The sequence below is a fragment of the Pontiella sp. genome (assembly GCF_041622395.1).
Classification (GTDB): domain Bacteria; phylum Verrucomicrobiota; class Kiritimatiellia; order Kiritimatiellales; family Pontiellaceae; genus Pontiella.
Map to the genome: position 1 here is coordinate 1 of NZ_JBFJYW010000108.1, position 10880 is coordinate 10880.

A 10880-nucleotide genomic window follows, 5' to 3' on the forward strand; every position below is an offset into this window, starting at 1 on the left:
CCGAAAATGAAGCTGAAAAAACCGCAGGTACTGGTTCGGAAGAGCGCAAAGCCCAAAACCTCCACGCGCATCGTGACCAAGGTCGGCCGCGCGACGATGCCGAATATCCAGCTGCCGGAGCGGGTGGGCATGGCCGGGGGAATCGGCTCGATGGTGGATGCCGATGCGCTGGCCCAGCCCTCCGTCTTTGGGCGGGTCTTCGAAGGCGAGGAGCAACCGGAGGTGGCTTTCGATAATGGGGTCGACGACTTGTTCGGCGATTCCGCGGTGTCGTCGCGGTCGGCGGGCGCCCCGGCGTTCAATCCCTATGTCTTCGCCGCGGAAAACGCGTTTTCCACCTTTTCGATCGATGTCGACACCGCGTCCTATGGCCTGGCCCGCCAGCGGTTGTTCGAAAACGCGCTGCCCGAGCCGGAGCTGGTGCGCACCGAGGAATTCATCAATAGCTTCGACTACGACTATCGGCCGCCGTCGGGCACCCAAACCTTTTCCGTCCACAAGGAAATGGCGCCCTCGCCCTTCCGGACGGGGATGGAGGTGCTCAAGATCGGCATCAAGGGGCGCCGCATTGGCCGCGACGACCACCGCGGCGCCGTGCTGACGCTGGTGATCGACACCTCCGGCTCGATGAGCACGCGCGAGCGGATCGGGCTGGTCAAGGAATCGCTGGCGCTGCTGCTGGACCAGCTGGGGCCGGACGACCAGCTGGCGATCGTCCAGTTCGGCGGCGAAGCGCGGCTGGTGAAAGAGCACACGCCCGTTCGCGACAAGGCGGCCTTGCTGGCCGCGATCAACGAACTCCAGCCGGGCGGTCCCACCCAGTTCGACCGGGGCCTCCTGCTCGGCTACGAGCTGGCCCAGGCGGGCTTTAGCCCGGGCGATTCCAACCGCATCATTGTCATGTCGGACGGCGTGGCCAATCTCGGCGAGCTCGACCCGGAAGCGATGCTCAAGCAGGTCGGCGAAAACCGCCAAAAGGGCATCTACCTGTCGGTGCTGGGCTTCGGCGCCGGCTCCTACGACGACGATCTGCTGGAGCGCCTGGCCAACCGCGGCGACGGAATGTATGCCTATATCGACACGATCGACGAGGCCCGCCGCGTCTTCGTCGACCAGCTGGCTTCGACCCTCCACGTGATTGCGAGCGATGTGAAGATCCAGGTGGAATTCAACCCCGAGCGGGTGCTGAGCTACCGCCAGATCGGCTATGAAAACCGCCAGCTGACCAAGGAGCAGTTCCGCGACGATTCGGTGGATGCCGGCGAGGTGGGCTCCGGCCAGTCGGTCACCGCGCTCTACGATGTCCAGCTCAATCCGGACGGGGCGCCGCGCGCCCCGATTGCCACCGTCTATGTCCGCTATCGCCGCGCCGACAACGGAGCCATCGAGGAGATCGGCAGCGTCATCCGCGACTCCGCCCGCAGCCCGCGCTTCGAGCAGGCCGCGCCGCGTTTCCAGCTCGCCGCGTGTGTTGCCGAATTTGCCGAAAAGCTCCGCCGGAGTCCCTATTCCGATGGCACCGGCATCATGGAAATCCACGGCAAGCTGATGCCGGTGGCGTTGAAGATGGATCTCGATCAGCAGATTCAGGAGTTGGCGGAGCTGATGGCGATCGCGGCGCGATTGCGGCAATAGGTTTTTAAACGAGTGCGAAGGGTGGAATCATGAAACGTGCATGGATGGTAATCTTGGGGAGTCTGCTGGCCGGATGGGCCGGGGCGGACGTCGCGATCAAACAACTGGATTTGACCGGGGGCATCAAGGCCGATGCGCTGGGGTTGCAGATGGATTTCGAGGCCGAGGTGAAAGACGCGCCCGCCCGCCTGTTGGTCCTCGAAGGGGCCGTGATGCCGACCGAGACCGAGCTGCCGCGCGGCGCCGAGCTGGTGCTGGAGCAGGGGACGTACTACATCGAGTTCAACAAAAACGGGGCGCACGAGATTTCCATCGGCTTCGAGGCCAAGGTGACGCGGGAGGGCCAGCTGCGCAAGGCGGCGTTCCTGCTGCCGGCCGCTACCATCCGGCACCTGACGCTCGAAACCGACGAGGCCGGCTATACGGTCGAAGTGACCGGGGCGCCGGAACCGCGGAAGATCAGTGAAAAGAAGATCCAGGCGTTTCTGCCGGCTTCGGGCCTGGTCCAGCTTCAGTGGAGCCCCAAGGTCGAAAAGCTGTCCGGCGAACTGGTCGCCACCTGCGAAAGCAAGCTGGTGGCCATTGCCAAGGTCGGCACCCTCCAGCTGCAAGGGCAATATACCTACGGGATTCCGCAGGGGCAGCTGAAGAACCTCGCCATCAAGCTGCCGGACGGGCTGAACGTCGTTCAGGTCAACGGGGCGGATCTGCTGGCGTGGAACGTGCGGGGCGAAGCGGGCGAACGGATGCTGCAGGTCGAGCTGAGCCGGCCGCAGGAAAAGAGCTACCGGCTGACCCTGCAGGCCGAGCAGTCGCTGCCGGAATTTCCCTGCGCCTTCGAGTTCCCGGCGCTGGAGCCGCAGTCGGTCATCCGCGCCAACGGCGTGGTGCTGGTCGGAACCGACAGCACCATCAAGCTGCTGGTGAACGAGCAGGGCGGCTTGACCCAGATCGAACCCGACGCCGTGGGCTGGGACGCGCTGGCCATGCCGAAGCGCGGCTTGTATGCCTACATGTTTGCCAGCATGCCGTTCAGCATGGAGCTTTCGGGCGACCATATCGTCACGTCGCTGCATGCCCAGGATCAGCTGGTGCTGGCCTTGAGCGAAAACGAACTCTCGCTCGAAGCCAAGCTGGATCTGGAGGTGCGCGACGCCCCGGCGCGCGACATCGAAATCGAGGTTTCCAACGATTGGAACGTAACCGGCGTCAACGGCAAGAACGTGGCCGATCACGATGTGCGCGACCGCGATGGCGCGCGCTGGATCAAGGTCCATTTCAAAACGGCGGTCGACAGCCGTACGCTGGTGGAAGTCCGCCTGGAAAAAACCCTGGCCGAGGATGCGGCGGAATTCCCGATGCCGCGCTTCCGGCTCGCCGGCGCAAAATCCGAGCGCGGCTTTTTGGTGCTGCGCGGCGAAGCCGGCACCCGGATGGAGGGCGCGCAGCTGCAGGAGCTGCGGCCGGTCAACACGGGGTCGCTGCCGGTTCGCATCGCCGATGCGCGCCAGGCCTTCCGCTTCAAGCAGCCGGCGTGGGCCGGCAGCGTGCGCATCCTCCAGGAGCAGTCGTCGATCCACGCCGAATCGTTCCAGCTCGTTTCGCTGGGGGAAAGCGGCGTCTTCGGCAGCTGCCTGATCACCTACAACATTGCCAACGCGCCGACGCGCAGTTTCGAGCTCAACATTCCCGAAAGCTACCGCAACATCGAAATCCACGGGCGGGATATCCGCAACTGGACGCAGGAGGGCGAGCGCTGGACGGTCCACCTCCAGCAAAAGGCGATGGGCGACTATACCCTGCTGGTGACCTACGACCATCCCGCGAAATACCAGGGCGAAGAGCTGCTGGTCGGCGGGATCGAGGCCGTCGGAATCGAAAACGAAGCGGGCTATATTGCCTTGGCCGGCTCGGCCAACCTGTCGCTGGCCGAAGAGGTCTCCTGCGCGTCCGCCGTGTTGCCGATCGATGTGGACGAGGTGCCGGAGGAATATGCGCTGCTCGTCAACGACCCGGTCATGCACGCCTATAAATACGTGGCGGTTCCGCACGCGGCGAAGGTGCGCATCAAGCGCTTTGCCATCCAGCCGTTGCTCACGCAGGTGGCGGACCATATCAAGCTCGATACCACCATCGGCGAAGAGGGCGAGGCCGTTACGCTGGCGGTCTACCACGTCAAGAACACGGACCGGCAGTTCCTGCCCGTGCGCCTGCCCGATGCGGCCACGCTCTGGACCGTGACGGTGAACGACCGCAAGGTCCAGGTGCTCGACAAGGGCGACGGCCAGATGCTGGTTCCCGTGGAGCGCCGCCGCGATCCGAATTCGCCGCTGAAGGTGGCGATCACCTACGCCGAACAGTTGAACGAGCCGGGGCTGTTTACGCGCATGAAATTCGAGTCGCCGCAGGCCGATACCCAGTCCGTGTTTGCGCGCTGGACCTTCCAGCTGCCGGACGGCCAGCGGCTGATTGCCGCCAAGGGCAACATGGAGCTGCCGTCGGAGCTTTCGCAGCAAAAGGTGGCGTGGGGCAGTCTGGCCGGTCGGGCCGGCGGCGGCACCATTTTGTTCTGGCTCGGCGTGGTGGCAACCCTGTGCGTTGGCCTGTTTTTCCGGGGCAGGAACCAGGGGAAGAACCACGAGTTTTCGTTCGTGAATTTCATGCTGGGCTGTGCCTTGGTCGCGGCCTCGCTGGCGGCGGTGGTGCTGCTGGCGAGCGCTTCGCTGGCGTTGCTGGGCTCCTATGGCTCGCAGCCGTCGGACTGGGCGTTCAGCAAGGCGGTCGCCGGGGTGGACGGCGGTTTGGCCGTTCAACTGACCCTCGCCAATGCCAATTTCGAGGCGCTCAAAAACATCCTGCTGCTGGTCGTTGGCCTGGTGCCGCTGGCCGGGATGCTGATTGCCGGGAAGCGCGGATGGCTCGCGCCGTTCTTCGCCGTGCTGGTGGTGGTCTATTCCTTCAGCCCCTATCTCGCCTGGATCGCGCTGGTCCTGCCGCACCTGTTCCTGTTTGCCCTCTGCCACCGCTTGGGGAAACGGCGGGCGACGGATCCCGAACCCACGCTGCAACCGTTGCTCGGGGTTGAGTCGAAAGAAGGATCCGCGCACCCGGCGCTGCTGTGCATGGCGGCCGGATTGATGATCGCCGTGTCGGCCTGCGTCGCCACGGAGCCCGTCCGGCAAGTCGCGCCGGCTTCCGCGGAAAAGGAAGCGGTGAAGGCCGAATCGGTGGAGCTGCACATCGCGGTTCCGGAATTTGAAACGAAGAAGCAGGTCAATGTGCAGGTTCGGGCCGAGCTCGAACTGAAGCTGGAGAAGGGCGACGAGTACCGCCTGCTGGCACCGGAATTTATCCTGATGGACTACGAGCTCTCCTCCCGCCATCTGGAAGTGGAGGCCACCGCGGACGGCACGCTGCTGCGGGCGCGCAAGTCCGGATCGTATGGCGTCTCGATGGAATACGTGGTGGTTGCCGCTTCGGAGGGGGGCATGTGGTCCGTACCGCTTTGGATCCCCGCCGGCCTGAAAAACCAGGCCACGGTGGAGCTGCCTTCCGAGGGGTGGAACGTGTTCGCCGGCCAGGACGGCGCCGTCCGTATCCGGCAGGAGGGGGCGCGCGCCGACATCCTGTTCGGCAACCGCTCCAGCCGCTGCCGGCTCGTCTGGATGCCGGAAGAGCGCAAGACCGATCTCGAACAGTCGAAGTTCTTCTGCGACGTCGATACCTTCGTCGATTGCCGCCCCGGCATGGTCGGCCTCCGGCATCACGCGCGCTTCAATATCGCGCAGGGCGAGCTGCAGCGCTTCCTGCTGGAGGTGCCCGATGGCATGAGCATCACCGAAGTGCAAGGCAACGATATCGGTACCTGGCGCTTCGACCCGCTTTCCCGGTTGCTGGAGGTGGTTCTTTCGGCGCCGGTGACCAAGGCCTACGAAATGCGGATCGGCGCGCAGATCAGCCGCGAAAAGCTGCCCTATTCGGTGGAGATCCAGGGGCTGAAGGTGCGCGACGCCGCCATGCAGCGCGGCGTGGTGGCCATTGCCGCCTCCGACGCGGTTCAGGTGGATGTGGGCGCGGCCAACGACCTGAGCGCAATCAACACGAGCGATGCCGCGCAACTGCTCAAGGGCGCGGTCGACACCTCGATCAAGCGGGCCTACCGCTACAACCGCCTGCCGTTTGCCGCGCAGGTGACCGCCCGGCAGGTGTTGCCGGAACTGCGGCTCGACGAGCAGACCGGTCTCGATATTTCGACCGAGCAGCTCCGCCTCTCGAGCCGGCTGAACGTCACGGTGAGCAAGTCCGGCATCTTTGCCGTGCGCCTGCGCATCCCGGAAGGGTTCGACGTGGATTCGCTGAGCGGCGAGGGCATCAGCCATTGGGACGAAGTCGGCGGCGCCGCCCGCGAACTGGTCGTCAACTTCAGCCGCCAAATCAGCGGCACCATTCCGCTGAATCTCGTGCTGAGCCGGTCGGGCCGGGATCTCGAACCCCAGTTCGCCGTGCCGCGAATCCGGATGGAGGGCGTGCTGAAGCATACCGGCACGCTGGCCATCACCGTCGAGCGCGGCATCCGCATCGCCACCCAGACCCGCGAGGGCGCCAGCGAGATTCTGCCGCGCGAGCTGGGCATCCGCCAAACGGGCAGCCTGGCCTTCCGCCTGCTGCGGCCGGACTGGACCATCGAGCTGCAGTCCGAGGTGATGGACCCCAAGATCAAGGCCGAAGTCCTGCAACGCGTCGTCCTCTCCGAAGGGTTGATGAAGATCCGCAGCTATCTGCAATTCGATATCGAGCATGCCGGCGTCAAAACCTTCCGCCTGCAGCCCCCGGATCCGACGATCGCGCTGGTGGTCTCGGGTCGGAATATTTCGCGCGTCCGCAAGGTGGATGACGCACGGGGCATCTGGGAAGTGGAACTGCACGGCAAGGTCGAGGAGCAGTATGGCATGGAGGTGGCCTACCAGCTGCCGTTCGCGCACGATATGTCGGCCGTGGAGATCCGTCCGCTGCTGACGCTGGGAACCGAGAGCCAGAAGGGCTACGTCACGGTGCTTTCCAGCGGTCGCCTGCAGGTGGCGCCGTTCGGTATTTCCGCCTCGCTGCGGCCCGAAGATGCCCGCAGTATCCCGCGCCGCTTCGGGGCGGGCGACCTCTCCGCCGCCGTGCTCTGCTACCGCGCCACCGAGCGCGATTTCGAGTTCGGACTCAACATCGTCCGCCACGATGCCGCCGATGTCCTGCCCGCGCAGGTGCAATCCGTCCGGATCGATTCGGTCATCACCAAGGACGACCAGTCGTTGAACAAAATGACGATGCAGCTCGATCCGGGGGCGCTGCGCTTCCTGGAGATGCGGCTGCCCGAAGGCGCCAAAATCTGGTCGGTCTTCGTGAATGAAACCGCGGTTCGCCCCTTGGTGGAAAACGGGCTGTTCTTCATCCCGGTGGAGGCCGGGGCCGATCCCGCCGCAACGGTTGAAGTGGTCTATGCCCAGAACCGGGCCGCCGACGAGGTGAAGCGCAAGCACCGCTTCCTCGGGCCGCAGTTCAACCTGCCGCTGCGGGATGTGCGCTGGATGTTCTATGGCCCGCAGGGGTACCGCTATTCGGGCTTTGACGGAACCCTGCAACCGCAGACCGCTGCCGTCGGGATGATCGGCCCGCTCTCCATCGCCTCCAAGTTCGATGAAAAAGTCTACATGGAATACAACGCCGGCAACTCCGTGCGCTTCGGTGCGAATGCCCGCGACAACATCGTCAAAGGCAATGAATACATGCAAAGCGGCGACCAGCGCGGCGCCCGCAAAGCCTTCGAAAAAGCCATCGCCTATTCCCAGGGGCAACAGGACCTGAACGAGGATGCCCGCGTCCAGTTCCGCAATCTGGTTCGCCAGCAGGGCGTGATGGGGCTCGTCAACCGCCGGAACCAACTGAAGCAATCGCTCAATCTCATGGACCAGGGCGAGGTGCAGGTGCCGGCCGGCAACGAGCAGTGGTCGGCGCAGGACGTGCAGAACGTCGAAGCGCAGCTCGGGGACAAGGAGAGCAGTACGCTCAGCGGGCTGGCCGAAACCATGCTGGATCAGCAGCAAGCCGCCTCCGTCGAGGTCCACCCGATCCGCGTGGTCATGGCGCTTCAAGGTTCCCCGCTCCGCTTCGAGCGCAAGCTGCAGCTGCAGCCCGACAGCGAAATGTGGGTCGAGTTCAATTCCACGCCCGTCGGCGCGAGCTATTCGGTTCAGGCCGTGGTCGTTGGTGCGGCGGCCCTCGTCATCCTGCTCGCGGGGGGCATGAGCGCGAAGCTGCGCCGTTCGGCCGCTTCCGCCCGATGAGGCCGGCCCGTTTCCGGCCGCTTGCAAGCGGGCAGGAGACCGCTCGACACGGCGGGGCTTTCATGTATTCTCCGTTCCAATTATTGGGAGAGAACACATGAGAGTTTTGCTGGTAGGGGATATTGTCGGGAAGCCCGGCAGAAACGCCTTCACGAAGGTTGCCGCTCAAATGAAGAGCGAAGGCCGGGTTGATTTCATCATCGCCAATGGCGAAAACGCCGCCGCCGGCCGCGGCCCGACCCCGGAAATGGCCAATGCCTTGATCGGCGTCGGGGCGGACGTCGTCACCCTCGGCGACCACGCCTGGGACGCCAAGGAAATGGTGGCGGGCATCGATCTCGAAGAGCGGATCATCCGGCCGGCCAACTTCCCGAAGGGTTCGCCGGGCAAGGGCTTCGTCCGGGTGGATACCCCGGAGGGACCGCTGACGGTCGTGCAGCTGGTGGGCCGCGTTTTCATGCAGCCGAACTATGACTGCCCGTTCCAGACGGTCGACCGCATGCTCAAGGGCATGCTGAGTTCCGACAAGGCGATCTTCGTCGATTTCCACGGCGAAGCCTCGTCCGAACGCATGGCGATGGGCCGCTTCCTCGACGGGCGCGTCTCCGCCGTCTTCGGCACCCACACCCACTGCCAGACGTCCGACGAAACCGTCTTCGACAACGGCACGGCCTACATCACCGATCTCGGCATGACCGGGCCGAAGGATTCCGTCCTCGGCCGCGAAGTCGAACCCGTCCTGGCAAAATTCCTTACGGGCGTTCCGCACAAGTTCGAAGTCGCCAAAGGCAAGCCCACCCTCGAAGGCGCCTTGGTCGACGTCGACATGAAGACCGGAAAAGCCGAGGCCATCGAACGCATCCGGATCGAGGTCTGACGCATTACTCAATGGTTGAGTACAACGCTGGTTTAACTGGATTAGGCGAATGAGCTCGTCATGAAAGTTCGTCGCAAAGTTTGAAAATTACGACCGAGCGCAATACTATTCCTAAATGTCTAGTTAATTATTGGTAAGCCCAGAGAATCTCTGACTATGACGACAGTAAAGACAAATGAATCGACGGTTCCGGGTGTCGGTTTAACCCCTTGGAAAAAGGCTGTTTTTACAAAAGACACCTTCGGTGCCAATTCTGAAGGATTACACTATGTCTATCTTGTGGGCCGAACCTTGTCGGGGGATTGTGCAGGCAACTTTACGCCCGACCAAGTATTCTATGTTGGGAAATATCCAGCGGCCTATATCAAGACGGTCGATTGTTTTGTTGAGTCGGATATCAGGGAGTGGCAGCTGTTTCTGTGGAACCAGACAGTTGTGCCCATGCTCATTCTTCAGGATCGAACAAAAATACGGGTATATACGGCAAACGAGCCTCCCCTGCGAGCTGACGCAGAAAAACAGGTGGAAGCCATCCTCGAAACGACTGCGGATGCCTTGGAATTGCTTCAGACCGAAATCGAGAACGGGAAGTTTTACGAAGATCATAAGGATGCGTTCCAGCGCAACACCACGGTTGACCAATATCTTCTGGATCAACTCAATGCCACCTCCTCAAACATGGTTGCGTCCATGGACGGAGGAAACTCCACTGCTAACCTTGAATTTATTCACCGTTTTCTGACGCGCATCCTCTTTGTCTGCTACCTGATTGAGCGGGGCATGATCAAGGGCTCGTTTTTCCCAAGAGGTGCATTGCACAAGCTGTGTGCAGCGGGCGACGGCAGTCGTCCGTACCTGCTTCTCGACCTCCTGACCGATCTGGGTACAACGGAAAAGCGCGCCAATGCCATTTTCGACCTGTTTCTGTGCGTAAAGGAGCATTTCAACGGGAGCCTGTTTCCTGAAAGCCTTGCCAAAGAAAAGCGCTACTGCAAAAAGGCGATACTTGATGTGCTCATTGATTTCCTGAAAGGAAACGACCAGGAAAATGGACAGTTGAGCCTTGGGTTCTGGGCATACGACTTCAGCGTCATACCCATCGAAACCATAAGCTCCATCTATGAAACCTTCCTGAAAGCCCAGGGCGTGCTGAACGAGGAGATGGGTGCCAAAAACTCCCAACGCAAGGCAGGAGCCTACTACACACCTCCCCACTTGGCCGAATTGACCGCCGACATTGCCCTCGATGGAATTCAGAAGCCAATTCACGAGTTGACGGTTTTCGACCCCTCCTGCGGCAGCGGAGTGTTTCTGGTTACAATGCTGGGCAGGATGGCAGACAGCCTGCGGCGAAAGATGAAGTACAAGGGGAAACGCCCTTGCGCCAAATGGGGTTCTGAAATTATGAACCTTCTTACCCGTCTGCATGGATTAGACATCAACCCAACGGCCTGCCATATTTCCTGTTTCAGCCTCTATCTGGCGGCTCTGGAACAAATGTCTCCGCTGGATCTGGAAATGCTGCAAAAAGCCGGAAAAAAATTCCCGCCGATGTTGCTGGATAAAGAAAATGGTTACACGGACGGGAAAAATATCGTTCATGCTAACTTCTTTGATGAAAACACGCCTTTTGATGAGACGTTTGACCTCGTTATTGGAAATCCGCCGTGGGTGAGCCGAAAAAACTCGACCGATGAAAAGTTTCTGAAATGGAGAAGCTCTCAAGGAAAGATTAGAGAGACGGTTTTAGCTCCTGAAAAACAAATAGCCGCAGGCTTCATGCGCAAAACGCCAGAGTACTTATCCAAAGACCACGGACGAGCATGCCTGCTCTTGCCATCGGCCGTCCTGCTGAACAAAAACACCAATCACTTTCAAAAAGAATGGCTTAAAACAGTTGATCTAACACGAGTCGTTAATTTTTCGGACTTGCGGCGGGTGCTTTTTGAGCGGGCAATACATCCGTGTATCGCAGTCTGTTTTTCCCACGGCAACGAGAACCCTCAAAACCGTATCTGCTCTTACGAGTCACCTAA

Annotated in this window: 4 protein-coding genes; all 4 read left to right on the top strand. The window is 61.6% G+C overall.

Features of this window, described 5'->3' with window-relative positions; all coding sequences use genetic code 11:
- Positions 1-1635 (top strand): von Willebrand factor type A domain-containing protein (locus ABYO54_RS07930; RefSeq protein WP_372807713.1); only part of this gene is annotated, 1635 nt, incomplete at its 5' end.
- 29 nt (positions 1636-1664) lie between these two features.
- On the top strand, positions 1665-7967 hold the full coding sequence (locus ABYO54_RS07935; RefSeq protein ID WP_372807714.1) for a hypothetical protein: 6303 nt from the start codon (positions 1665-1667) through the stop codon (positions 7965-7967).
- Positions 7968-8064: 97 nt separating this feature from the next.
- Entirely contained in the window at positions 8065-8844 is a 780-nt protein-coding gene (locus tag ABYO54_RS07940) for a TIGR00282 family metallophosphoesterase (RefSeq protein ID WP_372807715.1), read from the top strand.
- A gap of 156 nt (positions 8845-9000) precedes the next feature.
- Positions 9001-10880: class I SAM-dependent DNA methyltransferase (locus ABYO54_RS07945; protein WP_372807716.1), on the top strand; the 1880-nt coding region annotated here is incomplete at its 3' end.